The organism is Caballeronia glebae, assembly GCF_001545035.1.
GTDB classification, from domain to species: Bacteria; Pseudomonadota; Gammaproteobacteria; order Burkholderiales; family Burkholderiaceae; genus Caballeronia; species Caballeronia glebae.
This window is the reverse complement of sequence record NZ_FCOJ02000029.1, coordinates 42,051-68,130: the sequence shown is the minus strand read 5'-3', so window position 1 is coordinate 68,130 and position 26,080 is coordinate 42,051. Positions and strand designations below refer to the sequence as shown.

20 protein-coding genes are annotated in these 26,080 nt (G+C 65.8%); 8 read left to right on the top strand and 12 right to left on the bottom strand.

Annotated features, from left to right (window positions below; translation table 11 throughout):
- Positions 1 to 153: 153 nt before the first annotated feature.
- Genes hmgA through AWB82_RS20180 form a run of 3 tightly spaced genes read left to right on the top strand, consistent with a single transcriptional unit; the run spans position 154 to position 4,168 of the window.
- Positions 154 to 1,491, top strand: a complete 1,338-nt coding sequence (gene hmgA, locus AWB82_RS20190) for a homogentisate 1,2-dioxygenase (protein WP_086970329.1) — start codon at positions 154 to 156, stop codon at positions 1,489 to 1,491.
- On the top strand, positions 1,488 to 2,774 hold the full coding sequence (fahA, locus tag AWB82_RS20185; RefSeq protein ID WP_200818154.1) for a fumarylacetoacetase: 1,287 nt from the start codon (positions 1,488 to 1,490) through the stop codon (positions 2,772 to 2,774). The genes hmgA and fahA overlap by 4 nt, the downstream gene beginning before the upstream one ends.
- Before the next feature lie 53 nt (positions 2,775 to 2,827).
- Positions 2,828 to 4,168: an MFS transporter gene (locus tag AWB82_RS20180; RefSeq protein ID WP_086970324.1), complete on the top strand. Its 1,341-nt coding sequence runs from the start codon at positions 2,828 to 2,830 to the stop codon at positions 4,166 to 4,168.
- 46 nt (positions 4,169 to 4,214) lie between these two features.
- On the opposite strand, the gene AWB82_RS20175 is transcribed toward AWB82_RS20180, so the two are convergent.
- Both AWB82_RS20175 and AWB82_RS20170 read right to left on the bottom strand, forming a co-directional pair.
- Positions 4,215 to 5,375, bottom strand: coding sequence for an MFS transporter (locus AWB82_RS20175; protein ID WP_086970322.1), 1,161 nt, complete (start codon positions 5,373 to 5,375; stop codon positions 4,215 to 4,217).
- A gap of 22 nt (positions 5,376 to 5,397) precedes the next feature.
- Positions 5,398 to 6,570 carry an MFS transporter gene (locus AWB82_RS20170; protein WP_086970379.1) on the bottom strand — a complete coding sequence of 391 codons (1,173 nt, stop codon included), beginning with the start codon at positions 6,568 to 6,570 and terminating at the stop codon, positions 5,398 to 5,400.
- A 312-nt stretch (positions 6,571 to 6,882) separates the two neighbouring features.
- On the opposite strand from AWB82_RS20170, the gene AWB82_RS20165 reads away from it, so the two are divergent.
- Positions 6,883 to 7,326: a hypothetical protein gene (locus AWB82_RS20165; RefSeq protein ID WP_086970320.1), complete on the top strand. Its 444-nt coding sequence runs from the start codon at positions 6,883 to 6,885 to the stop codon at positions 7,324 to 7,326.
- On the opposite strand, the gene pdeM is transcribed toward AWB82_RS20165, so the two are convergent.
- From pdeM to AWB82_RS20145, 4 genes are read right to left on the bottom strand one after another with little or no spacing between them, the layout of a single operon-like run.
- On the bottom strand, positions 7,289 to 7,972 hold the full coding sequence (pdeM, locus tag AWB82_RS20160) for a ligase-associated DNA damage response endonuclease PdeM (RefSeq protein WP_235023369.1): 684 nt from the start codon (positions 7,970 to 7,972) through the stop codon (positions 7,289 to 7,291). The two genes, AWB82_RS20165 and pdeM, sit on opposite strands and share 38 nt — an antisense overlap.
- Positions 7,973 to 7,983: 11 nt before the next feature.
- Complete coding sequence (locus tag AWB82_RS20155) at positions 7,984 to 10,584, bottom strand: ligase-associated DNA damage response DEXH box helicase (RefSeq protein WP_086970316.1); 2,601 nt, start codon at positions 10,582 to 10,584, stop codon at positions 7,984 to 7,986.
- Positions 10,581 to 12,236: an ATP-dependent DNA ligase gene (locus AWB82_RS20150; RefSeq protein ID WP_086970314.1), complete on the bottom strand. Its 1,656-nt coding sequence runs from the start codon at positions 12,234 to 12,236 to the stop codon at positions 10,581 to 10,583. The genes AWB82_RS20155 and AWB82_RS20150 overlap by 4 nt, the downstream gene beginning before the upstream one ends.
- A complete protein-coding gene (locus AWB82_RS20145) occupies positions 12,233 to 13,261 on the bottom strand; it encodes a ligase-associated DNA damage response exonuclease (RefSeq protein ID WP_086970377.1) in 1,029 nt (342 codons plus the stop codon). The genes AWB82_RS20150 and AWB82_RS20145 overlap by 4 nt, the downstream gene beginning before the upstream one ends.
- 233 nt (positions 13,262 to 13,494) lie before the next feature.
- On the opposite strand from AWB82_RS20145, the gene AWB82_RS20140 reads away from it, so the two are divergent.
- Positions 13,495 to 14,001, top strand: a complete 507-nt coding sequence (locus tag AWB82_RS20140; protein ID WP_086970375.1) for a plasmid fertility inhibition factor family protein — start codon at positions 13,495 to 13,497, stop codon at positions 13,999 to 14,001.
- Positions 14,002 to 14,099: 98 nt separating this feature from the next.
- On the opposite strand, the gene AWB82_RS20135 is transcribed toward AWB82_RS20140, so the two are convergent.
- Positions 14,100 to 15,095, bottom strand: coding sequence for a LysR family transcriptional regulator (locus AWB82_RS20135; RefSeq protein ID WP_086970312.1), 996 nt, complete (start codon positions 15,093 to 15,095; stop codon positions 14,100 to 14,102).
- Between the two features lie 501 nt (positions 15,096 to 15,596).
- Between AWB82_RS20135 and aspT (AWB82_RS20130) the strand changes: the two genes are divergently transcribed.
- The 3 genes from aspT (AWB82_RS20130) (at position 15,597) to AWB82_RS20120 (ending at position 19,884) form a co-directional block, all read left to right on the top strand.
- Positions 15,597 to 17,273, top strand: coding sequence for an aspartate-alanine antiporter (gene aspT / locus AWB82_RS20130; protein WP_086970310.1), 1,677 nt, complete (start codon positions 15,597 to 15,599; stop codon positions 17,271 to 17,273).
- Between the two features lie 4 nt (positions 17,274 to 17,277).
- A complete protein-coding gene (gene aspT / locus AWB82_RS20125) occupies positions 17,278 to 18,969 on the top strand; it encodes an aspartate-alanine antiporter (protein ID WP_086970308.1) in 1,692 nt (563 codons plus the stop codon).
- Positions 18,970 to 19,035: 66 nt separating this feature from the next.
- The gene (locus AWB82_RS20120; protein ID WP_086970307.1) at positions 19,036 to 19,884 is read left to right on the top strand and encodes an aldo/keto reductase; all 849 of its coding nucleotides are present in this window, start codon (positions 19,036 to 19,038) and stop codon (positions 19,882 to 19,884) included.
- Between the two features lie 18 nt (positions 19,885 to 19,902).
- Here AWB82_RS20120 and AWB82_RS20115 read toward each other — a convergent pair whose 3' ends face one another.
- The 5 genes from AWB82_RS20115 to AWB82_RS20095 all read right to left on the bottom strand — a co-directional run bounded on the left by AWB82_RS20115 (position 19,903) and on the right by AWB82_RS20095 (position 26,006).
- On the bottom strand, positions 19,903 to 20,322 hold the full coding sequence (locus tag AWB82_RS20115) for a hypothetical protein (RefSeq protein ID WP_086970373.1): 420 nt from the start codon (positions 20,320 to 20,322) through the stop codon (positions 19,903 to 19,905).
- Between the two features lie 84 nt (positions 20,323 to 20,406).
- Positions 20,407 to 22,470, bottom strand: coding sequence for an ABC transporter ATP-binding protein (locus AWB82_RS20110; protein ID WP_086970305.1), 2,064 nt, complete (start codon positions 22,468 to 22,470; stop codon positions 20,407 to 20,409).
- Positions 22,467 to 23,324, bottom strand: coding sequence for an ABC transporter permease (locus AWB82_RS20105; RefSeq protein WP_086970302.1), 858 nt, complete (start codon positions 23,322 to 23,324; stop codon positions 22,467 to 22,469). Before AWB82_RS20105 ends, AWB82_RS20110 begins: the two co-directional genes overlap by 4 nt.
- Positions 23,321 to 24,340, bottom strand: coding sequence for an ABC transporter permease (locus AWB82_RS20100; RefSeq protein WP_086970300.1), 1,020 nt, complete (start codon positions 24,338 to 24,340; stop codon positions 23,321 to 23,323). Before AWB82_RS20100 ends, AWB82_RS20105 begins: the two co-directional genes overlap by 4 nt.
- 4 nt (positions 24,341 to 24,344) lie before the next feature.
- Positions 24,345 to 26,006 carry an ABC transporter substrate-binding protein gene (locus AWB82_RS20095; RefSeq protein ID WP_086970298.1) on the bottom strand — a complete coding sequence of 554 codons (1,662 nt, stop codon included), beginning with the start codon at positions 26,004 to 26,006 and terminating at the stop codon, positions 24,345 to 24,347.
- Between the last annotated feature and the right edge of the window lie 74 nt (positions 26,007 to 26,080).

Below are 26,080 nucleotides of genomic sequence, written 5' to 3'. Positions count from 1 at the left end.
ACATATTGATATGCCGGATGAGCCGCGTCGATTAAGGGTTTACGAGAAATTTCACTAATCGTAATTGGTTTTACCATGCGTAAAACTCTGCGACGACGCGCCGCACGCATCGCCGTAGCCTGAACCATCGCTTTTTCGTCGAGGATTTCGACCATGCCAACGTTCGAGACACACACGGACGCAAACCAGCACTACCAGTCGGGTTTCGCCAACGACTTCGCCACCGAGGCGCTGCCGGGCGCGTTGCCCATCGGCCGCAACTCGCCGCAGCGCGCGGCTTACGGCCTGTACGCCGAGCAGCTTTCGGGCACCGCGTTCACCGCGCCGCGCGCGCACAATCGCCGTTCGTGGCTCTATCGCATCCGGCCGGGCGCCGTGCACAAGCCGTTCACGCGTATTCCCGCCGACATGCTGCGCGCGAAACTCGTCGCGAATTTCGCTGACGTTCCGCCGACGCCGCCTAATCAGCTTCGCTGGGACCCGCTCGCGATGCCCGCCGCGCCGACCGATTTCATCGATGGCTGGGTGACGATGGCCGGCAACGGCGCGGCGGAATCGATGTCCGGCTGCGCGATTCATCTCTACGCCGCGAATCGCTCGATGCAGGACCGCTTCTTTTACAACACCGACGGCGAATTGCTGATCGTGCCGCAGCAAGGCCGCCTCGCGATCTGGACGGAGCTGGGCAAGCTCGACGTCGAGCCCTACGAGATCGCGGTGATTCCGCGCGGCGTGCGCTTTTCCGTGGCGCTGCCCGATGGCGTCGCGCGCGGCTATATCTGCGAGAACTTCGGCGCGCTTATGCAGTTGCCGGATCTCGGTCCGATCGGCTCGAACGGGCTCGCGAATCCGCGCGACTTTCTCACGCCGCAAGCCGCCTATGAAGATCGCGAAGGCAGCTTCGAACTGGTCACGAAGATGAACGGCGTGCTGTGGCGCGCGGACATCGGCCATTCGCCGCTCGATGTCGTCGCGTGGCACGGCAACTACGCGCCGTACAAGTACGATCTGCGCCACTTCAACACCATCGGCTCGATCAGTTTCGACCATCCCGATCCGTCGATCTTTCTCGTGCTGCAATCGCCGAGCGACACGCCGGGCGTCGATACGATCGACTTCGTGATCTTTCCGCCGCGCTGGCTCGCCGCCGAGGATACGTTCCGGCCACCGTGGTTCCATCGCAATGTCGCGAGCGAGTTCATGGGGCTCGTGCACGGCGTGTACGACGCGAAGGCCGAAGGCTTCGTGCCGGGCGGCGCGAGCCTGCACAACTGCATGTCGGGGCACGGGCCGGATGCCGAGACGTTCGAGAAGGCATCGGCGATCGATACGTCGAAACCCGCGAAGGTCGACGCCACGATGGCGTTCATGATCGAGACGCGCACGCTCATCAAGCCGACGCAATTCGCGCTCGAAACCGCGCAGTTGCAGGCGAACTACTACGAGTGCTGGCAAGGCCTCGCGAAACACTTCAACCCGGAGCAACGATGAACCACGCGCTGAAGGCGACGCTCGCGCCTGCCCTTAAAAGCTGGATCGAATCCGCGAACGATCCGGCGAGCGACTTCCCGATCCAGAACCTGCCGTTCGGCATTTTCAGCGACGCGGTGAACCCGCAACCGCGCGCGGGCGTCGCGATCGGCGCGTGGATCGTCGATCTGGCCGCCCTCGAACGCGCTGGCCTGCTCGATGCGCAAGGCGCGTTCGACAAGCCGCGCCTGAACGACTTCATCGCGCTCGGACGCGAGAAATGGCGCGGCGTGCGCATCGCGTTGAGCGCGTTGCTCGCGCACGGCAACGCGACGCTGCGCGACGACGAGACTTTGCGACGCGGCGCGCTCGTGCCGCGTGCAGACGCGACGATGCATCTGCCGGTCGAGATTCCCGGCTACACGGACTTCTACTCGTCGAAGGAGCACGCGACGAACGTCGGCTCGATGTTCCGCGATCCGAAGAACGCGCTCTTGCCGAACTGGTCGGAGTTGCCGGTCGGCTATAACGGGCGCGCGTCGTCGGTGGTCGTGAGCGGCACGCCGGTGCGCCGCCCGAACGGTCAGATCAAGCTGCCGAACGAAGATCGGCCGATTTTCTCCGCGTGCCGCAAGCTGGATATCGAGCTGGAGACGGGCTTCATCGTCGGTCGCGGCAATGCGCTCGGCGAGCCGATCGCGTGCGAGGACGCGGAGCAGCATATCTTCGGCATGGTGCTGCTCAACGACTGGAGCGCGCGCGATATCCAGCAATGGGAATACGTGCCGCTCGGCCCGTTCAACTCGAAGGGTTTCGCGACGACCATCTCGCCGTGGATCGTCACGCTCGATGCGCTCGAACCGTTTCGCGTCGCGACGCCCGCGCAGGAGCCGCAGCCGCTCGCGTATCTGCGTCACGAAGGCGATCACGCGTTCGACATCGAGCTGGAAGTCACGCTGCGTCCGGAAGGCGCGCGCACGCCGACGACCATTTCGCGCACCAACTTCAAGCTGATGTACTGGTCGATGGCGCAGCAGCTCGCGCATCACACGGTCGGCGGCTGCAACACGCGCGTGGGCGATCTCATGGGCTCGGGCACGATCAGCGGTGCGACGCCGGATTCGTGCGGCAGCCTGCTCGAAAGCACGTGGAACGGTCAGCGGCCGGTCAAGCTGGAAGAGGGCGGCGAGCGCGCGTTTTTGCAGGACGGCGATGAAATCACCCTGCGCGGATGGTGCCGGGGCGATGGCTATCGCGTGGGCTTCGGCGAATGCGCGGGCCAGATTCTGGCGGCGCGCGGCTGACCGTGAAGCGGCCCCGGCGCGGGCCGTCTGACATCTGAAGCGAAGGAAAAGACATGCAGAGAGAGACGACCATCGACGTCGAGCGCGCGCTGGGCGACGCGCATCGGCCCGCATTCCAGTTCTTGCTGCTCGCGCTATGCGGGCTGTGTCTCGTGATCGACGGCTTCGACGCGCAGGCGATGGGCTATGTCGCGCCCGCCGTCATCGCGGACTGGCACGTGGCGAAGTCCGCGCTCGGGCCGGTGTTCAGCGCGAGTCTCTTCGGCATGCTGCTCGGCGCGCTGGGCTTGTCGGTGCTGGCGGATCGCATCGGGCGGCGTCCGGTGCTCATCGGCGCGACGCTGTTTTTCGGGCTGTCGATGATCGCGACCGCCTTCACGCACGATCTGACGGTGCTGACCACGCTGCGCTTCGTCACGGGGCTCGGGCTCGGCTGCATCATGCCGAACGCGATGGCGCTCGTCGGCGAATTTTCGAGCGCCGAACATCGCGTGAAGCGGATGATGCTGGTCTCGTGCGGCTTCACGCTCGGCGCCGCGCTCGGCGGTTTCCTGAGCGCCGCGCTGATTCCGGCGTTCGGCTGGCGTTCGGTGTTCTGGATCGGCGGCGCGGTGCCCTTGCTGCTCGCGCTGGCGATGATCGTCGCGTTGCCCGAGTCGCTGCAGTTCCTCGTGCTGAAGGGCCGCGAAGCGCAAGCGAAGGCGTGGCTCGTGAAATTCGATCCGTCGCTGCCGATCGATGCGGCCACGCGTCTCGTCGTGCGCGAAAAGGCGAGCGGCGGCACGCCCGTCGCCGAGCTGTTTCGCGCGGGTCGCGGTCCGGTCACGCTGATTCTCTGGGCGATCAGCTTCATGAACCTCATCGACCTGTACTTCCTGTCGAACTGGCTGCCGACCGTGATGCGCGACGCGGGTTACACGCAAGGCATGGCGGTGCTCGTCGGCACGCTGTTGCAGACGGGCGGCGTGCTCGGGACGCTGTCGCTCGGCTGGTTCATCGAGCGCTTCGGATTCGTGCGCGTGCTGCTCGCGTGTTTCTGTCTGGGCGCGGTGTGCGTCGGCGCGATCGGCGGCGTCGCGCATGTAGAGACGTGGTTGTTCGTGGCGGTGTTCGCGAGCGGCTTTTGCATCGTCGGCGGACAGCCCGCGGTGAATGCGCTCGCGGGTCATTTCTATCCGACGACGCTGCGCTCGACCGGCATCGGCTGGAGCCTCGGCATCGGGCGCGTGGGTTCGGTGATCGGACCGCTCGTCGGCGGGCAGATGATCGCGCTCGGCTGGAACAACGTCGCGCTGTTTCATGCGGCGGCGGTGCCGGTGTTCTGCTCGGCCGTTCTGGTCGCCGTGCTGGGATTCGTGCGGCGCGAGAAGGGCGTGACGGTGCAGGCGGCGTGATCAGACCGGCGCACCCCGGCCGCGCGTCGTTCGACAGGCCCGAAGCCTAGCCGGACACGCGCGCGGACGAAGCGCGCCGCTCCCACCACGCCGCCGCCAGAAACGCGCACGCCGCCGCCGTCAGCACGCCGATGAGCGCGTTCGCGCCGACGCGCTGCATCAGCGTGCCCGCGACGATCGGCCCGCCGAAGCTCGCGACACTCCACGAGGCCCCGACGATAGCCGTCGCCGATACCAGCGACGGTCCGCGAAAGCGCTCGCCGCACGCGACGAGCGACAGCGTGTACACGCTGCCCGCCGCCGCCCCGGTCACGAACAGCAGCGGCCAGCAGATCCACGGATACGCAATCGCCCAGGGCAGCAGCGGCAGCAGCACGGCAGCCACCACGCCCGCGCCCGCATGCACCTTCGCGCGGCCGATGCGATCGGCGAGCCAGCCGATCGGGAACTGCATCGTCGTGTCGCCGAGCAGAATCGCCGATGCGAACAGCACGCCGACGTGCTCGCCGACGCCGTGCGACATCGCGAAGAGCGGCATCAGCGAAAGTGCGAGCGTGTCGAAGAGCGCGAAAAAGCCCGTGCCGATCACGAGCGCCGGCATGCGCGGCAGCACGCTGCGCCAGTCGCCATGTTCGCCCTCGCCGGCTGCGAGCGCGTGCGGCGCGCCGCGTATCGACGCGAGCACGGGCAGCGCCAGCAGAAAGATCGCGCCGCAGATCGCGAAGCGCATCGACGGCAAACCGCCGATTACGCTGACGAGCACCGGGCCCATCATCTGGAAAAGCGTGAAGTTGGTCGCATAAATTGCGACGACGCGGCCGCGCGTGGAATCGTCGGCGAGTTGCGTGACCCATGCCTCGCCAATCGTGAACAGCAGCATCAGCGCCGCGCCGCAGAAAAAGCGCAGCACGGCCCATAGCCACAGGTTCGCGGTGAACTGCATCGCGATGGTGGACAGCGCCGCGACGATCACCGTGCCGACGATCGTGTCGCGCGCGCCGAACCGCGTCGCGACGCGGCTCGCCACCGGCGCGATGACGAGGCCGCCCGCCGCCTGCATCGCCGTCATCAGGCCGACGATGTCGGTGCCGTAACCCGCTTGCGTCAGCGCGAGCGCGGTCAGCGGCAGCGTCGCGCCCAGACCCAGGCCGACGACCGCGACGCTCAAAATCAGCGCGAGAAAATCGCGCGAGAGAATGCGCTTCATCCAGCGCGCCGCCTGCCGGAACTCACGCGGCTTGTCCGATGGCAAGACGGCGCGCGCGCTTGTCGAGCGTCGCCGACAGCAGCGTGAGGCCGAACGCGCTCGCCGCCATCAGAATGCCGACCCACGGCAGCGACGTGAGCGGTGCGCCCGCGCCGATCACGCAGCCGCCGAGCCACGCGCCCGTTGCGTTGCCGAGGTTGAACGCGCCCTGATTCAACGTCGATGCGAGGTTCGGCGCATCGCTCGCGCGATTCACGATCAGCATTTGCAATGGCGGCACGATGGCGAAGGCGAGCACGCCCCAGAAGAAGATCGTGATCATCGCCGGGACGGCCTCGTGCATCGTGCCGGCGAAGATCGTCAGAATGACGACGATCGCGAGCAGGAACGACAGCAGCGAGCGCAGCAGCTTCCAGTCGGCGAGCTTGCCGCCGAGCGTGCTGCCGACCGTGAGGCCGAGGCCGAAGAGCAGCAGCACATACGTGACCGCGTGCGGCGAAAAGCCCGTCACGTCTTCGAGAATCGGCGTGATGTATGTGAACACCGAGAAAAGACTGGCCGAGGCGAGCACGCTGATGCCGAGCACCATCAGCACTTGCGGGTTCTTGAGCACGTCGAATTCGCGCAGGATGCTGGTTTCGCGCATTTCGATATGCTTCGGCAGGCACACGGCGAGCGCGCCCGCCGCCGCAATGCCGATCAGCGTGACGACCCAGAACGTCGAGCGCCAGCCGGCGGCCTGCCCGAGCGCGGTGCCGAGCGGCACGCCGAGCACGTTGGCGAGCGTGAGCCCGGTGAACATCAGCGCAATGGCCTGCGCGCGGCGGTTCGGCGCGACGAGAGCGGCGGCGACCACCGAGCCGATGCCGAAGAACGCGCCGTGACAGAACGCGGTCACGATACGCGCGCCCATCAGCACCCAGTAGTTCGGCGCGAGCGCGCACAGCAAATTGCCGACGATGAAGACGCAGATCAGGCTCATCAACGCCTTCTTGCGCGGCATTTTCGCGGTGACGACGGCGAGGATCGGCGCGCCCACGGTCACGCCGAGCGCATAGCCGGACACGAGCATGCCCGCCGCCGGAATCGACACCGCGAGATCGCGCGCGACGTTGGGCAACAGGCCCATGATGACGAACTCCGTCGTGCCGATGCCGAACGCGGCAATGGCGAGAGCAAAAAGAGGCAGGGGCATGGCGGAAGCGGACGATTTGTCACGCCTGGGCGCATCGTCGGATTGATCGATGCAGGCGCCGAGGCGGAGTTGAAGGCTCGAATTGTACCGAAACGTCATTTTCGATGCTGGTATAAACCCTGATGCCGATCCGCCGATCCAAGCTTCCGCCAGAACGGATATTCTTTCGGACGCGGCGGCGGCGCACGACTCTTGCAAACGCGGCGCTGCCATGCGTCAGATGTTTCCGGTAACACGCGCGCAGCCGCGCATTCCTTGCGCGTCGCGTGCGTCGCGCAGTGTTGGAAAAACGCAGCAACTTTTTGAACGAAGATGTCACTGACCCAATTCTTTATCCGCGCGGCAGCCGCCGGCACGTTGTTCATCGCCACGCTCGCGTCCGCGCAGAGCGAGGCCACCGGTCCCATCGCCACCAAAGCGGGCCCAATGTATTTTGTGCGCGACGAATACGGCATGGTCGCGCTCATCGACACGCAGGCGTTCGATCACCTCGACGCGAAGCGCAGCGTGCATTTCGACGAAACGGCCGGCGCGAACGGCACTGTCACACGCATGCTCGTGCAGACCAGTTCCGGCCCGATCCTCTACGATTTCCGCAGCAATCCGCCGCTCGTGCAGCGCGTCGGTCAGCGCATGACGCTCAAGCGCGTGTTCTGGCAGAGCGAGGAAGTGGTGATGCAGTCGGAACTCGGCTGGTACGGCTTCAAGCGCGGCAAGCTCACGAAGCTGCAATCGTCGACGTCGACCTATCACTGAGCGGGAACACGCGTTCGCCGGCGATCACGTAGAGCGCTTCGCCGCGCACGCCGCCGTTCACCTCGAAGCCGCCCGTGAACGCGCCGAACGCGGGCAGCACGCCCGCGCGCGGGCCGAAGCGAAAGCACGGCAGACGCGCGCTATCGACGCGCGTCGCGAGCCGGTACACCGGATGTTCGTGTCCCGCGAGCGCGTAAGCGCCATCGACCGTCTGCGGATGATGGCAAAGCGCCCACGGCCCGAGCACGTGCGGTTCCTTCACGACATCGACGCCGAACAGGGCGGGCAGCGCGCCCGCGTGCTTGTCGTGATTGCCTTCGACGAGCACGAGCCGCAATGCCCGATGCCGCGCGCGCCAGGCGGCGAGTGCGTCGAGCGTTTCATCGGCGTGGGATTCGCGCGCGTGCAGCAGGTCGCCGAGAAAGACGATCGATTCCGGCCGATGCGCCGCGACGAGCGCATCGAGCCGCGCGAGGCTCTCGCCGGTCGTGCCGACGGGCACCGGAATGCCGCGCGCGCGAAACACGGCGTCCTTGCCGAAGTGCGCATCGGCGATGAAGAGGCTTCTGGCGTGCGGATCGAACGCCGCGCGCCCGGCGGAAATCACGAGCGCGTGGCCGTTCGCGTCGATGGTCAGTGCTTCCACGGTGTTTCCATTCAAGCCTTCGCCGCCTTTTCCAGATCCGCGAGCATGCGTTCGACGCGATCCGCGAGTTTTTCCGTGCTCACCTTCTCCCGCAAGCGCGCGACGATCAGCGGAAACGCGAAGGGCGTCGGCTTCTTCGGCGCGTGCAGCGCGAGGCGGCTTTCGCTCATGCGTTCGAGCGCCGCGCGAATGCGGCCGAGTTCCAGTTCCTGCAGCATCACTTCCCGATCCGCCTGCGCGAGCAGCAGATTGCCGCTGTCGTGTTTGCGAAAAACTTCGTAGAACAGGCCGCTCGACGCCTGCAATTGCCGCGCGCTTTTCTGCTGCCCCGGATGACCCTGATAGATCAGCCCCGACACGCGCGCGATTTCGCGAAAACGCCGCGCCGACAACTCGGATGCGTTGAGGCTCGCGAGAATGTCGTGCTCCAGATTCTCCGATGAAAACAGTCCCTGCGCGATGAGCGTCTCCCAATCGAACGGCCGTGCCGAAAGTAATTCGAAGCCGTAGTCGTTCATCGAAATGGAGAACGTGCTCGGCTGCTCGCGCGCGACGCGCCAGCCGATAAGCGAGCCCAGCCCGATGTGCGCCATGCGTCCCGCGAACGGATAACAGAAGAAGTGATGACCTTCGCGCGAGCGCACGCGTTCGACGACAAGCACGCCCGGCCCCGGCAGCGCGGACCATTTGGCCTGCAAGTCGAGCAAGGGTTTGATGGCGCGCATTTCGGGCTCGTCGTAGATGCCGTCGTTGGCGCGCGCGAGCATCACGAGCGCGGCATCGGCCAGTTCGGACGAGAGCGGCATCTTGCTGCCGGCCCATTGCGGCATCGCTCCGCGCGAAGAGGTCGCGCGCTTCACATAGGCGGTCATGTCGCGCACGCGCACGAGTTCGAGCGCGCGTCCGCCGAAAGTGAAGACATCGCCGGGTTTCAGACGCGAGATGAACGATTCCTCCATCGCCCCGATGCGCCCGCCCGTCATATAGGCCACGCTGATAGTTGCGTTTGCAACTATCGTCCCGACGTTGTTGCGATGCCTGCGCGCGAGGTCTTCGCGCGGCACGCGATACACGCCGTCGTCGCCCTTCAGCACGCGATGAAAATCCGGATACGCCCCGAGCGACGCGCCGCCGCGCTCGACGAACACGAGCGCCCAGTCGAACTCCTGCTGCGTCAGATCGCGATAGGCATACGCGCTGCGCACTTCGTCGAGCATGTCGGCGGGCGTGAAGCCGCCGCCGATCGCCACCGTCACGAGATGCTGCACGAGCACGTCGAGCGGCTTCGTCGGCATGTCGCGTCCCTCGATGCGACGCTCCTCGATCGCCCAGCGCGCCGCCGCCGCTTCGACGAGTTCGAGCGCGTGCGTCGGCACGATCGTGACGCGCGACACGCGGCCCGGTGCGTGACCCGATCGTCCCGCGCGCTGCATCAGCCGCGCGACGCCTTTCGGCGAGCCGATCTGGAACACGCGATCGACCGGCAGAAAATCGACGCCCAGATCGAGACTTGACGTGCACACGACCGCTTTGAGCTGACCGCTCTTCAGGCCGAGTTCGACCCAGTCGCGCACTTCCTTGTCGAGCGAGCCGTGATGCAGCGCGAGCAAGCCGGCCCAGTCCGGGCGCAATTCGAGCAGCGCGCGATACCAGATTTCCGATTGCGAGCGCGTGTTGGTGAAGACGAGCGAGCTTTGCGCGCGATCGATTTCGTCGGCGACGGGGCCGACCTGCCGCACACCCAGATGCCCGCCCCACGGAAAGCGTTCGATGGTCTCGGGAATCAGCGTATCGACGACGAGCGTCTTCGGCTGCGCGCCACGCACGACGACGCGCGGCGTCTTCACGGGATGCAGCAGCGCATCGTGCGCGAGCGCGAGATTGCCGAGCGTCGCGGACAAGCCCCAGATCTGCAGATCGGGACGCCAGCGCGCGAGCCGCGCGATCGCCAGTTGCGTCTGCGTGCCGCGCTTGTTGCCGAGCAGTTCGTGCCATTCGTCGACGACGATCATGCGCAGGTGCTTCAGTTCGTCCTGCGCGTTCGCGCGCGTGAGCATCAGCGTGAGGCTTTCGGGCGTCGTCACGAGCGCGGACGGCATGCGGCGATTCTGACGCGCGCGTTCGGTCGACGACGTGTCGCCCGTGCGCAGACCGACCGTCCACGGCACGGACAGCGCGCTCACCGCGCCTTGCAGCGCGCGGGCGCTGTCGGCGGCGAGCGCGCGCATCGGCGTGATCCAGAGCACGGTGAGCGGTGCGGGAAGCGCGTTTGCCTTCGGCGCTGCGCGAGCGTACGCGGCGAGCGCGCCGAGCCACACGGCCCAAGTCTTGCCCGCGCCCGTCGTCGCGTGGAGCAGGCCGCTCGCGCCGCGTGCGATCTCGCGCCACGCCTCGCGCTGGAACTCGAACGGCTGCCAGCCGCGTTCGTCGAACCAGCGCGCGATGCGCTCATCGAGCGGCTTTGCGGCTTCCGTCGCGTCGTACGCGAAAGGCGCGGGCGCGAAAAGCTCGGCGGCGGCATCGAGTTTTGCTTGCGCCGCGCGCGTGCGCGGCACACGCCGGGGCCGCGGCGCGCGGCGCTTGCGCTCGTCTGTCCCCTCGGGCGCGCTCATGCGGTGGCCTCGTGCAGGAAACCTTTGAGGACGTCGAGCGTATCGGCGTCTTCGATTTTTTTATCGGTGCGCCAGCGCAACATGCGCGGAAAACGCACGGCGATGCCCGACTTGTGGCGCGGGCTCGCCTGTATGCCTTCGAAGCCGATCTCGAAGACGAGCGTCGGCGTGACGCTCCTCACCGGCCCGAACTTCTCGATGGTCGTTTTGCGCACGACGGCATCGACCTGGCGCATTTCTTCGTCGGTCAGGCCGGAATAGGCCTTCGCGAAGGGCACGAGCGTGCGCGTGCCGCCGGCTTCGTCCCACACGGCGAAGGTGAAATCCGTGTAAAGGCTCGCGCGGCGTCCGTGACCGCGTTGCGCGTAGAGCAGCACGGCGTCGATCGAGTACGGATCGATCTTCCACTTCCACCACGTGCCCGACGCCTTCGTGCGCCCGACGCCGTACATCGACGCGCGCTCTTTCAACATCAGCCCTTCGACGCCGCGCGCGCGGCTTTCGTCGCGCAATGCGGCGAGCGCGTTCCAGTCCGATGCGGCGACTATCGGCGATACGCGCAGCACATTCACCGCGAGCGAGGACGCGAGCGCGTCCAGTTGCGCGCGCCGTGCGTGGAGCGGCTCGGTGCGCAGATCGCGCCCGTTCGCTTCGAGCAGGTCGTAGGCGAGCAGCGCGGCGGGTGAATCGGCGAGCACTTTCTTGGTGAGCGACTTGCGCGTGATGCGCGGCTGCAGTCGCGCGAAAGGCAAGGGCACATCGGCGCCGGGCTCCCATGCGAGGATTTCGCCGTCGATCACGGTGCCGTCGGGCAATGCCTCGCCCAGCGACGCCAGCTCCGGAAAGCGCTCGGTGACGAGATCCTCGCCGCGCGACCAGATCCACACGCGGCTCGCGCGCTTCACGAGCTGCGCGCGTATGCCGTCCCATTTCCATTCGGCGATCCAGCCATCGGGCGCGCCGAGCGTTGCCGGATCGGCTTGCAACGGATGCGCGAGAAAGAACGGATAGGGCAGGCCGATATCGCTTTCATGCGGCGTGTCGACGTCGTCGCCCTCGGCTGCCGGCGCGATCAGCCGGAGATAGCGCGCGGCGCTCGGCTTCTCGCGCGAATCGGTCCAGCCGACCATGCGTTGCGCGACGCGCTTGTGATCGACGCCCGCGACCTGCGCGAGCGCCCGCACGACGAGCTGCCGCGCGACGCCCACGCGAAAGCCGCCGCCTATCAGCTTGGTCAGCAGGAAGCGCTCGCTCCAGTTCAGTTCGTCCCAGTAACTCAGAAGCCGTTCGCGCAATTCGGCCGGATTCGCGCCGCGCAACGTGAGCACGCGTTGCTCGATCCATTGCGCGAGCCCGAGCGACGACTCGCCCGACGCCGGCGGCAGCACGTGCGCGATGGTTTCCGCGAGATCGCCGACCGCCTGATACGACTCCTCGAAAAGCCACGCCGGCAAACCCGCGCGCTCGCGGGCGAACTCGGTGAGAAGGCGCGTCGGCACGGACTGGCGCGGCTTGCCGCCCGCGAGAAAGTACGACGCCCACGCGGCGTCCTCGGGTTGCGCGACGGAGAAATACGCGATCAGCGCTTCGAGCTTCTCGTTCGTCGATGTGGTCGCGTCGAGCGCGGCGTAGAGCGTCGCGAAGCGCTTCATGATGCCTCGGCGGTATCGGCTTCGACGGCATCGTCGCCGTATTCGGTCTTGAACGCGCCCGCGTCCAGGCCCTGTTCGCAGAGCCAGCGCACCATCGGCTCGATCTGTCCGTGCGTGACGATCACGCGCTGCGCGCCCGTCGCGCCGATGGCGAGTTGCAGGCCCGGCCAGTCCGCGTGATCCGAGAGCACGAAGCCGCGATCGACGCCACGGCGCCGGCGCGTGCCGCGCAGACGCATCCAGCCGGACGCGAAGGCATCGCTGTACTCGCCGAAGCGGCGCATCCACGTGCTGCCTTGCGCGGACGGCGGCGCGACGATCAACGCGCCCTTGAACGCGGCCTTGTCCTTCGCCGCGATCTCGCTGACGAGTCGCGTCGCCGGCAGCCCGACGCCCGATTCGCGATACGCGCGATTGAGCGGCTCGACCGCGCCGTGACAGAAGATCGGACCGATGGCGGCATCGACGCCCGCGAGCACGCGCTGCGCCTTGCCGAACGAGTAGCAGAACAGCACCGACGCGCGCCCCTGGGCCGCGTTGTGCCGCCACCAGCCATCGATGCCGTCGAAGACGTCGCGCGAGCTGTCCCATCGATAGATCGGCAGGCCGAACGTCGATTCGGTGATGAAGGTGTCGCACCGCACCGGTTCGAACGGCGCGCAGGTCGGATCGGGCTCGACCTTGTAATCGCCGGACGCGACCCACACGCGCCCCTTGTATTCGACGCGCACCTGCGCCGAGCCGAGCACGTGCCCGGCGGGATGCAGCGACACGCGCACGCCGTTCACGACGATTGCTTCGCCGTAAGCGAGGCCTTGCACGTCGATGCCCGGCAGCCTCGACAACAACACGCCCAAGCCCGGCTCGGCCGCGAGATAGTGCGCATGTCCGAAGCGCGCGTGATCGGCGTGCGCGTGCGTGATGACGGCCCGCTCGACAGGCCGCCACGGGTCGATATGGAAGTTGCCCGGCACACAGAAAAGACCTTCTGGCCGCGCGACGATGAGATCGGAATGAGTGTCCACTGATTGTTTATCGGTGCCTTGAATAAAGCCGCATGACATGCCCGCTGGCAGGCTATGTCAGCGTGTTCGATTCTGGCAACAAAAGCACATCACGTGCCCGTCACGGCGCTTTCACGAATCGCGACTAGGGTGTAAAAGTTTATTTGGCCCGAGCGCCTGTTTAGCGAATGGCGCTCAGGCTGTTTTCAGCGAAACACGCGCGCACGGGGCGCGCGCGCCGCGGTCTTCTTCATATGCCGAATATGGACACGATGGTTGCGCCGACCGCCGCAGAAGCGGTCTGGATCGTCAGATTACAGAGCCATCCGCTGTATGACTTCGTGCGCCTGAAGCGGGTTTTCACCGATCACGGCTCGCGTCATCAAGTCGTGCTCGTCGATGTGAGAAAGCTTCTCGCGTGCGCCGATCGCGACGATACCGATTACGTGCTCAAGTCCGTCGATGACTGGCACGCGGGCAAGGTGCGCGGTATTCGCGAGTTTCTCGACCCGGATAATCCACGCGTGCCGGAAATGCCTTATGTAACGATCACCGTGCGCCGCTCGCCGGGGCTGCTCGGGCTTCTGCGCGTGCATCGGGAAGGCGTCGTGGCGTTTCGCAACGGCCAGCATCGCGCGCGTTACCTGGCCTATGCCGGCGCGTTGTGCATGCCGGTCGAAGTGCACGAGCGTGAAGCGTCGTTGCTGCGCGAGATGTGCGCGGCGCCGGATGCGTCGAGTGCGGAGTACGGGGAAATCTGAACGCTGCCGGAGTCGGCCGCTCGACGAAGTTTAGTTGTGCGGTGCGATGGGCCAGACGGCGAAGACACCGTGCTGGCCCTCGTATTCCCTACGGCCTGTCAGTTGGCAGTCACCGGCGCGCCGCGCATCGCCTGAATCGGCAGGACCGGCGGCATGCCGGGGCGGAGGACCTCTTCCCCGCGGCCTTGGGCGGCGAATTCCCGGCCCAGATAATCCAGCGCGTAGTCGATGAAAGTGCGCGTCTTCGCGGGCAGATATTGCCGTCCCGGATACACGATCGACACCTTCATGTCGGGGTCGTCGATCGAGTAGTCGTCGAGCAGTTGAACCAGCGCGCCAGCTTCGAGGTCCGCACGCACGATGCCTTCGGGAAGAATCGAGAAACCCATGCCTTTTAGCGTGGCGAGGCGCACCATCAGCGCACTGTTGACGGTGTACACCGGCGCGAGCGCGACCTGATCTGCCGAGCCGTGACGATGCCGGAAATGCCAGGTCTGACTGCGCATCTCGTTCGGCAGTCCGACGGACGGAAACGTTTGCAAGTCGGTCGGCGAAGCGGGCATGCCGTGCTCGGCGACGAACGCCGGCGTCGCGACCGTCACGAACGGGCTGGTGCCGACTGGCCGCTCGACGAGCGCGGTGCTCGACACCATGAACGCCGTGACGATACCGACGTCGTAGCCGTCCTCGACGAGATCGACATGGCGCTCGGCGAGCGTGAGTCGCACGTTGATTCGTGGATGCACCTTGCGAAAGCCGTCGATGAGCGGCGTCAGCGTCAGCAGCGAAAGCGCGCTCGATGCAACGACGCGCAGCGTGCCGCTCGGTTCGCCTTCGGTGTGCGTGACGGTCGATTCAAGATGGTCCAGTTCTTCCAGCAACGCGCGGCAGCCTTCGAGATAACGCGTTCCGGCCTCGGTGAGAGACAAATTGCGGGTGGTGCGATTGATGAGGCGCGTTCGCAGATGTGCTTCCAGCATCGCGATGGCTCGTGTCACAAGTGCATTCGAGACATCGAGTTGTTGAGCGGCGCGGCGAAAGCTCTCGGTATCCGCCACGCGCACGAAGACGCGCATTGCATGTATCTGATTCATCGTTCGGCTCTCTCGGATGGTGCCACACGGACCGGACGTTTTGCGCTAGTACAGGTTTGTGTCCGGTTCTTGAAAAACCTGTTAAGTCGATAATATGGAGGGTTAATAAACTTTGCAATATAAAGTTTCAAATAGCCGATAAAAGCTGAAAATCAGTCGTTAATAGAATTGTTAATGTGACGGCGCGCATATTACACCTTTCTTACAACATTCGAAGGCGGGAAAAATGTACGAAATGTGCCCATTGTGGGCGTTGAATTTCTACTCTAAATGCTAAAAAAGCGGTACGTATGATGTGTTTAATAAATGATATTTTCGCGTTGCTTTCTAGACCCAGGCGCAGCGATATTTCAAAGTTAGTTAAAAAAGATTTTATTTATCGCTCTTTTAATGTCGATAAGAAATTTTTGAGGTAAATCGTGCCCTTTTTCGTATATTGCTAGAGGGCGAACGCAGTGCGATTAAGTTTGACAATCGATGGACAAAAGGTCAAATCCAAATATGACTTTGCTTGCGACGCAGCCTGAGATTGCCCTTTTTGCCAGTCTCGCGATTGGTTATTTTGTGGGGTCTGTAAAGCTTGGTCCCATTCAGCTCGGCGGCGTGTGCGGCACGCTTATCGTCGCGCTGATTTTGGGTCAGAGCGGCGCGCGCATTTCACCCGATCTCAAGAACATCGCGTTCGCGCTTTTTATCTTCGCGCTCGGTTTCACCGGCGGCCCGCAGTTCTTCGCGAACATCGGGCGCGGCTGGCGTTATGGCGCGTTGTCGATCGTCGAAATCGTCGTGGTGGTCGCGCTCGTGCTCGGCGCCGTCATTACGTTGAAACTCGACCCGGGCACGGCGGCCGGTTTGCTCGCCGGCGGCGCGACCGAATCCGCCGTGATCGGCACGGCGTCGGAGGCCATCAACCGGCTCGGATTGTCCTCGGCGGAGACGGCGCGGCTGCAGGCGAACATCGTCACCGCCTACAGCGTGAGCTATCTGTTCGGGCTCGTCACGATCGTCCTGTTTACAAGCCAGTTCGCGCCGCTACTGCTGCGCGTAAATCTGCGCGACGAAGCGGAGCGCGTCTGGCGCAAGCTGGGCGGCGACGGCGCGCTCGGTCCCGGACAGACGCCCGCCGCGCCGCCGCTCGCCGGCCGCGAACTTCGGGTGACGGCGGCTGCGGGCCACACTATCGGCGAGCTGGAAAAGCGCTTCGGCGACAAAATCAGCGTCCAGCGCGTGCAACGCGACCGCTCGGTCATCAAGCCTCAGCCCGCGGTCGTGCTGAAGGCGGGCGATCTCGTCGTGGTGGGCGGGCGGCGCGAGGCGCTCGTCGAGGCGATTGCGGCGATCGGCGAGGAAGTGTTCGGCGGCGGCGTCGCCGATGTCTACGTTGAGCGCGCCGACGTGATGCTCACGCGGCGCGCGCTGCATGGCTTAACGCTCGCGCAGGTGCGCGAGCGCGCCGCGCCCGCCGATGCGCACGGCGTTTTCGTCGCCGCCGTGACGTGTCTCGACAGCACGATTCCCGCGCTCTCCGGCACGCAGGTGCAGCGCGGCGACGTGCTGACGCTCGTCGGCAACAAGGAGGATGTGGCGCGCGGCGCGGCCAGGCTCGGCTACATCATTCGCGCGACGCAGAAGACGGACTTCGTGTTTCTCGGGCTCGGCGTGCTGCTCGGCATCGCGATTGGGCGGCTGTCGGCGCATGTCGGCGGCATCGATCTCACGCTCGGCACGGGCGGCGGCTGTCTGCTCGCCGGGCTGCTCTTCGGCTGGATTCGCTCGCGCTATCCGCTGATCGGCTCGCTGCCCTCGGCGGCCGCGCAGATTCTGAAGGACTTCGGCCTGTGCACGTTCATCGCGGCGGTGGGTCTGTCGGCGGGCGCGGACGCGTTGAGGCTCATCCGCGAATACGGCGTCGCGCTGCCGGTCGCGGGTATCGTCATCACGCTCGGGCCGGCGCTCGCGTCGCTCTTCATCGGCCGATGGCTGCTCAAGCTCGATGTGCCGATGCTGCTCGGCGCGATCGCGGGCCAGCAATGCAGCACGCCCGCGATTAGCGCGCTTGTAGGCGTGACCGGAAACGCGACGCCCGTGATCGGCTACACGATCACGTATGCGCTCTCCAACGTGCTGTTGCCGCTGCTCGGGCCCGTGATCGTCGGGCTCGCGAGCAAACTGGGCTGAGCTCATGACCTGGCTCCACGAAGTCTTCCAGAAATCGCCGGAATCGGCGCTTTTCCTGTCGCTCGCGGCGGGTTATCTGATCGGCCAGATCAACTTCGGCCGGTTTCAGCTCGGCGGCGTGGGCGGCTCCCTGATCGCGGCCGTGATCGTGAGTCAGGCGGGCGTGCAGATCGACAATGGCGTGAAATCCGTGATGTTCGCCGTGTTCATCTACGCGGTCGGTTACGACTCCGGGCCGCAGTTCTTCGGCTCGATCAACCGGCGCACGCTGCGTGAAATCGCGATGGCGGTGTTTCTTGCGCTGACGGCGCTCGCGAGCGTGATCGTCTGCGCGAAGCTTTTCGGGCTGAACAAGGGCCTCGCGGCCGGACTCGCGGGCGGCGCGCTCACGCAATCGGCGATCATCGGCACGGCGGGCGATGCGATCGCGCGGCTCGGATTGCCCGCCGATCAGATAAAGGCGTTGCAGGCCGACGTCGCGGTCGCGTATGCCGTGACCTACGTGTTCGGCTCGCTCGGCGCGATCATCGTGTGCGTGAACATCCTGCCGAAGTTCATGAAGCAAAGTCTCAAGGACGCGTCGATCGAAGCGGAGAAAGCGCTCGCGGGCGGCGCGTCCGGTCCCGGGCCGGGGCAGATTTCGGCGTTGCCCGCGCTCGTCGGACGCACGTATCGCGTGACGCGCGACGGCGCGGCGGGGCGCACGGTCGCGCAGCTCGAAGTAGGCGGCCAGGACATGATCACCGTCGAGCGCATCCGGCGCGGCGGCCGCGTGCTGGAGCCCGCGCCGGACATCGTGCTGGAGGCGGGCGACATCGTGCTCGTCGTCGGGCGGCGCGAGGCGATGGTCGGCGCGACGGTGCACATCGGCGAGGAAGTCGCGGATGCCGATGGCAGCAGCGTCGTCATGCAGACGCGTCAGGGCGTGTTTACGAAGCGCGGCATGAATCACGTGAGCATCGCCGAGGCGCGAACGACGGTCGATCGCGCGATGCGGCACGGCGTGTATATCCAGGGCGTCACGCGCGCGGGGCATGCGCTGCCGGTGCTGCCCGAAACCACGCTGAGTCACGGCGACGTCATCACGTTCTACGGCGCGCCGCACGACACGAAGCGCGCCGTCGACGCCGCCGGTTACGAGCTGCCGTATTCCGACAAGACCGATTTCATCTACATGGGCGTGGGCATCGTGCTCGGGCTGCTGATCGGCCTGATCGTCGTCGATGTGGGTGGCGTGCCGCTCACGCTCGGTTCGGGCGGCGGCTGCCTGCTCGCCGGGCTGCTGTTCGGCTGGATGCGCGGCAAGCATCCGATGTATGGCGTGATGCCGCCGGCCGCGTCGCAATTGCTGAAGGATTTCGGGCTCGCGGCGTTCGTCGCGGTGGTCGGGCTGAATTCCGGGTTGCAGGCGGTCGTGACCGTGAAGCAGAGCGGGCTGACGATCTTCCTGCTGGGCGTGTTCGTCACGCTGTTTCCGCTCGTGCTGACGATGCTCTTCGGCCGCTACGTATTGCGCTACGACAATGCGGCACTGCTCGCGGGCGCGCTTACCGGCTCGCGCAGTGCGAATCCGGCGTTCGGCGCCGTGCTCGACAAGGCCGAAAGCGCGGTGCCGACGGTGCCGTTCGCGATCACGTATGCGCTCGCGAACGTGCTGCTGACGCTGCTCGGGCCGCTGGTGGTCGGGCTGGCGTGAGTGATGGCGTGAAGTGACGGCCTGCTCCTTGCGCCATAATCGGCGAACCTACAAGGAGGCTTCTTCATGGCTCAATCCAATACGGCGACCGTCACGCTTCCCACGGGCGAAGCGATTCCGAAGCTCGGCCAGGGCACCTGGGAAATGGGCGAGCGCCCGAACGCGCGCAAGAACGAGATCGCCGCGCTGCGCGAGGGCGTCGAGCTCGGCATGACGCTCATCGATACCGCCGAGATGTACGGCGACGGCGAAAGCGAAAAGCTCATCGCCGAAGCGCTCGGCGACAGGCGCGACGAGCTATTCATCGTCAGCAAGGTGTATCCGCACAACGGCAGCGAGCGCGGCGTGCAGGCCGCATGCGAGCGCAGCCTGAAGCGTCTGAAGACCGATCGCATCGATCTGTATTTGCTGCACTGGCGCGGCGGCGAGGATCTGGAAGGCGTGGTCGCGGGTTTCGAGAAGCTGAAGGGCGACGGCAAGATTCGTCACTGGGGCGTTAGCAATTTCGACACCGACGACATGGAAGAACTCTTCTCGCTCGATGGCGGCGACGCCTGCGCGACCGATCAGATTCTCTTCAACGTCGCGCGGCGCGGGGCGCAGTTCGATCTGCTGCCGTGGCTGCGCGAGCGCCGCATGCCCGCGATGGCCTACAGTCCTGTCGATCATGCGCGCCTGCCGCGAGGCGGCGCGCTCGAAAAGATCGCGGCGGCGCGCGGTGTGTCGGCGTTTCAGGTGGCGCTCGCGTGGGTGTTGCAGCAGCCGCAGGTATTCGCGATTCCGAAAGCGGCGGACGTTGCGCACGTGCGTGAGAATCGCGCGGCGCTCGACCTTCACTTGTCCGCCGATGAACTCGCGGGCATCGATCAGCAGTTCAAGCCGCCGAAGTCGAAGCGCTCGCTCGAAATGCTTTGATATCGATATCGCGCTGGATCACGTGCACGCGTGATGCGCGTGCACCGAGCCGAGCACGGCAACTTCCGCGGGCGTGCGTTTGAGGTCGGCTTCGTTGACCTGCTTCGCGTCGGCGAGGAAGTCGTCGACGATCGACGAAACCTGCGTGTCCGCCAGACACAGCGATACGCGCTTGGTCTCGCCAACGGGCAGCGATGCGCGCTGCGAGAGGAACAGCACGCCGTACTGATACCCGCGCACGATGCCGCGCACCGCGCCGACGCATTGCCCTTGCGCCGTGTTGTCGGACTTCGCGGCGCATTGCTGCGCGAGCGAGTAAGCGGAGAAGGACGGATCGGACGCGCCGGGCGTCGGGGCTTGCGGCGCGGTCTGCGCGTGCGCGGCCATCGCGACGCCGAAGGTGAGTGCGAAGAGCGTGGCTGAAAGAGTGGGTTTCATCGGTGAATCCTCGTTGTTGTTGAGCATCGAACCGATGAGAGACGCGCGCGGTCGCTTTGGTTCCGACGAATCGCCGCTTTGCCTTCACTGAAGCTGCAACGTGCGTAATTCGTCAACGGGAATGTGGCAATGAATCGCGTGGCCGTCGCCTGCGTCGCGGCACGGCGGCGTTTCGGTTTCGCAAATCTCGCCGACCTTGCGCGGGCAGCGCGTATGGAACACGCAGCCCGAAGGCGGATTCGCCGCGCTCGGCAGTTCGCCCGACAGCCGGATGCGCTTCGCATGCGTCCCGTCGATCGACGGCACCGACGACAACAATGCTTCAGTGTACGGATGCTGCGGTCCGTCGAACACGGCCGCCGCGCGCCCGATCTCCACGATGCGCCCGAGATACAGCACCGCGATGCGGTCCGACAGATAGCGCACGACATGCAGATCGTGCGAGATGAACACGTAGGAGACGTGCCGCTCGCGCTGCAGATCCGCGAGCAGATTGAGAATCGCGGCCTGCACGGAGACATCGAGCGCGGAGGTCGGCTCGTCGCACACCACGACACGCGGGTCGCCCGCGAACGCGCGCGCAATCGCGACGCGCTGCTTCAGTCCGCCCGACAGTTGCCGCGTGCGCGAGCCGAGATAGCGCTCCGGCAGACGCACGGCTTCGGTCAGCGTGCGCAGGCGCGTTTCCTTCGCCTCGCCGCGTAACGCAGCGAGCTTCGACAGCGAACGCGCGATCAGTCGCCGCACCGAATGCGCGCGGTTCAGCGCGGAATCCGGATTCTGGAAGACGATCTGCAGCGATTTCACCTGCTCTTCGCTGCGCCTCGTCACGCGCTCGGGCAACGCCGCGCCGTCGAGTTCGAGCGACGCGCCTTTATCGGGCGACACGAGGCCGAGCAAAAGCTTCGCGAGCGTCGTCTTGCCGCTGCCCGATTCGCCGACAAGCCCGAGCGTCTCGCCTTGCACGAGATCGAGCGAGACATCGTGGACGGCGCGCACTTCTTCATCGCCGACGCGGAAGGTCTTCGAGAGATTGCGCGCGCAAAGCGCGAGCGGCTGTTCCTCGCGGCGGGCGACGGGCGCGGGCGCTTCGCCGGTGGAGCGCGGCAGCGTCTGCGCGCGTTCGTGATAGTGGCAGCGCGCCATCTGATCGCCGTGCGCCGACGCCATGCGATACGGCGGCGGCGCGTCCTTGAGACAGCGTTCGTCGGCGAGCTTGCAGCGAGGCGCGAAGATGCAGCCCTGCGCGATCGATCCCGGCAGCGGCAGCGAGCCGGGAATCGTGTCGAGCCGGCCCGTTTCCTTGCCGCGGCCTTCGCGCGGCAGACAGCGCAGCAAGCCGACGGTGTACGGATGACGCGGCTTCGCGAAGACATCGGCGGTCGTGCCTTCTTCGACGAGCTTGCCCGCGTACAGCACGCCGACGCGGTCGCACATACGCCCGATCACAGCGAGGTTGTGGCTGATGAAGAGCACGGCCGTGCCGAGTTCCGCGCGCAATTGCGCGATGAGATCGAGCACTTCGGCTTCGACGGTGGCGTCGAGCCCGGTGGTGGGCTCGTCGAGAATCAGCAGTTCGGGATTGCACGCGAGCGCCATCGCGATGACGACGCGCTGCTGCATCCCGCCCGAAAGCTGATGCGGATAGCTCTCCATCACGCGTTCGGGCGATGCGATGCGCACGCGCCTGAGCATCTCGGCGGTGCGGGTGCGCGCTTCGTCGGCGGATGCGCCCGTGACTTCGAACGCCTCGGAAACCTGTCGCGCGATCGTCAGCGACGGATTCAGCGCGCGTCCCGGGTCCTGATAAACCATCGACACCGCGTTCGCGCGCATGCCGCGCAGCGCGTCGGCGTTGAGCGCGGCGACATCGCGGCCGCCGATCGAAATGCGGCCCGCCTTCACGCGCCCGTTGCGCGGCAGATAGCGCAGCACCGCGAGCGCGGCGGTCGACTTGCCGCAGCCCGATTCGCCGACGAGCCCATACGCCTCGCCGCGCCTCACGCGCAATGTGACGTCCTGCAGCACCTCGCGCTCGCGTCCGCGCGACCGGTATGTGACCGTCAGCCCGACGACCGTGAGCGCGTCGGCCTGATCGCCTTTCGCGGCGCCGAACGTGGGAAAAGCCGATGGCGGCGGTCCGTTCATCGGTCGAGCACTCCTTGCACCGCGTCCGCGACGAGATTCACCGCGACGACCAAGGACGCGATCGCGGCGGCGTCGAAGACGACGGTCCACCACGCGCCGCCCGCCATTAACGTATAGCATTCGGACAGCGCGAGGCCCCAGTCCGCGGACGGCGGCTGAATGCCGAAGCCGAGAAACGACAGCGTCGCGACGGCGAAGATCGCGTAGCCGAGACGCACGGTCGCCTCGACGATGATCGGCGGCAGCACGTTCGGCAGGATTTCCGCGAACATGATGTAGAGCGCGTTTTCGCCGCGCAATTGCGCCGCCAGTACGTAGTCGAGATGGCGCTCGCTCAGCACGGCGGCGCGCACGGTGCGCGCGGTGATCGGCGCGAACGTCAAACCGATGACGAGGATCACCGTCGTGTTGCTCGCGCCGACCGCGGCCAGCGCGAGCAGCGCGACGATCACGAGCGGCAGCGCGAGCAGCGCATCGATCACGCGGCCGATGGCGGCGTCGACCCAGCCGTCGAAATAGCCGACGACGAGACCGATCGCCGTGCCCGCCGCCGTGCCGAGCAAGGTGGCGAGCGGCGCGATCGTCAGAATGTCGCGCGAGCCGACGATCACGCGCGCGAACACGTCGCGGCCGAGCTGGTCGGTGCCGAACCAGTGCTCGCCGGAAGGGGCGGCGAGCGAATTGAGCGGATCGGACGCGTAAGGATCGTGCGGCGCGAACCAGTGGCCGAAGAGCGCGCACGCCACCCAGAACAGCAAAATGAGCACGCCGATATCGAAGGTGGCCGATGCGCCGAGCGCGCCGAGCGCTTCGAAGCGGCGCGCCTTGACGGGCGTTGCGGCGGCCGTGCTCATCGTCCGTCTCCGTTCGGATCGGTCGTGCGAAGACGCGGATTGAGCACGACGTAGAGCGCATCGGCAATCAGATTCGCCGCCGTATAGATCACGCCGATGCTCAGCACGCCCGCTTCGAGCATCGGAAAGTCCTTGCCCTTCGCGGCGGTGTAGATCAGCGAGCCGATGCCCTGATAGTGGAACAGCGTCTCCACGACGACGAGTCCGCCGATCATGTAGCCGAGTTGCGTCGCGGCGACGGTGACGGTCGGCAGGAGCGCGTTGCGCAGCACGTGCCGCAGGATCACGACGCGTTGCGGCAAGCCCTTCAGGATCGCGGTGCGCGTGTAGTCGGCGTCGAGCGCTTCGACGGTGCCCGCGCGCGCCATGCGCGCGATATAGCCGAAGAACACGAAGACGAGCGGCAGCACCGGCAGGATCAGATGCTCCAGTTGCGTGAAGACACCGGCGTCGGCTGGCGCGGTCGCTTCGATCGGCAGCCATTGCAGCCATACGCCGAAGATCAGGATCAGCACGATCGACGAGACGAATTCCGGCACGACCGTCGCCGTCAGTCCGCCGATGCTGATCACGCGATCGATCCATCGGCCGGCATGCAGCGCCGCATACACGCCGCCCGCGATGCCGAGCGGCACCACGACCACGAACGCCAGCGCGCCGAGCTTCGCCGAGTTCCACAGCGCCTGGCCGATGAACGGCGCGACCGGCGCGCGAAACGCGTATGACTCGCCCATGTCGCCGCGCAGGAAATGGCCGATCCAGCTCGAATATTGCGTGAGGAGCGGCCGGTCGACGCCGAGCTGATGGTTGAGCGCGGCGACCGCGCGCGCATCGGCGAGCGGACCGAGAATCGCGCGGCCGACGTCGCCGGGCAAGAGCTGACCGCCCGCGAAAACGATCATCGACAAAAGCCACAGCGTGACGAGCGCGAGCAGCAACCGCACGCCGATGAAGCGCACGATGCGCTTCATTTTGGCGAAGTCGGCGACGTGCGCCGTGGGCGTGATCGTGCTCATTCGTTCAGGCCGAGATCGTCGCGCGGTCGAACCACATCTGCGAGATCGCGTTGAAGCGCACGCCGGAGACATTGGCGCGCGTGACGATCAACTGGTCGTAGAAGTAGGGGATCACGACTGGCGTTTCGTCGAGCAACAAATGCTGAATCTGCCCGGACAATTTCTTCTGCGACGCGACATCGAGCGCCGCGACGAACTGCGTAACGAGCTTGTCGTACTCGGGATTCTTGAAGTGCGCCGCGTTCCACGTGCCGCCGCTCGTCAGCGGTGCGTTGAGGAACACGTTCGGCACGCCGCGATGCCCGTAATCGGTAATGCCGAGCGGCGAATCTAGCCAGTCCGACTTGCCGAACGTGCCCGAGCCGTAATAGAGATCCTGACTCTCCACCTTCAACTGGATGCGAATGCCGATCGCCTTCGCCGCGTTCTGCACGACGACCGCGAGATCGGGAATCTCCATGTATTTTTCGGTCGTGAGCGTGACGTCGAAACCGTTCGCGACGCCCGCATCGCTCATCAGCTTCTTCGCCTGCGCGATGTCGATCTTGCGTTGCGGCACGGCGAGATCGCTCGACGGAAATACCGGCGCGAACGGGCTGTCGTTGCCGACCTGCGCGCGCCCGCGGAACAAGCCCTTCACGATGACCTCGCGATCGATCGCGAGCGCGAGCGCCTGACGCACGCGCTTGTCCTTGAACTGCGCCATGTCGCAGCGCATGTGCAATTGCCGGTGCGAACTCGACTTCGTGCCGAGCACCTTGAACTGCGGATTCGTCAGCATCGCGACGCCGCCCTGCACGGTGAAGTCGCCCATCACGTCCGCCTGGCGGCCTTGCATCGCGAGGAGTTGCGCCTGCTGATCCGCGTAGAAGGAAAAGGTCACGCGATCGGGCAGCGACTTCTCGCCCCAGTAGTCGGGATTGCGCACGAACGACGCGCCGACCTTCGGCGTGTATTTTTCGAGCTTCAGCGCGCCCGTGCCCATGAACGTCTTCTCGTAAGGGCCGCTGAAATTCGCCGGGAGGATCACGGCGTTATACGTGTCCGAGGAAACGTAGTACGGGAAATTGCCGTTGGGCGCGTCGAGGTGAAACTCGACCGTGTGATCGTCGATGGCCTTCGCCGAATTCTTCGACAGCACGCCCTTCAGCACCGAAAGCGCAGCCGAGCCCGTCGCCGGATCGGACAGACGGTTGAAGGTCGCGACGACGTCCTTCGCGGTCATTTGCTGGCCGTCGTGGAACTTCACGTTCTGGCGCAGCTTGAAAGTCCACACGTCGCCTTTCGCGTTCGACGACCACGACAGCGCAAGCGCGGGCTTGAGCGTTAAATGCTCGCTGTCGTCGTCGATCAGGAACTCGCCCGTCTGATTGATGAGCGCGAGACCCGCCGCGTCGGTCACGGTGAGCGGATCGACCGCGCCTGCGGGCATCAGATGCGCAACGCGGATCGTGCCGCCGGGCTTGCCCGCGCCCTGTGCGCGCGCGCCCGGCATGCCGAACACGCCGCCCGCGGCGAGCGCCAGGCCGAGCATGCTCGCATGGCGCAGCAACTCGCGGCGCGTGAGCCGCCCGGCCATGAACTCGTCGATCGCGTGATTGCCCAGTTCGCCCGCGCGAGGACGGGCCAGTTCGAGAAGATGCGCGTCGGTCGAAGGTTTCTTCATCGTGTGCGGATGTTGTAGTTGTAGCGCTCGCACGCGCATTTCGCCGTGCAAGCGACCAGGTTAGCCGCGCCGAA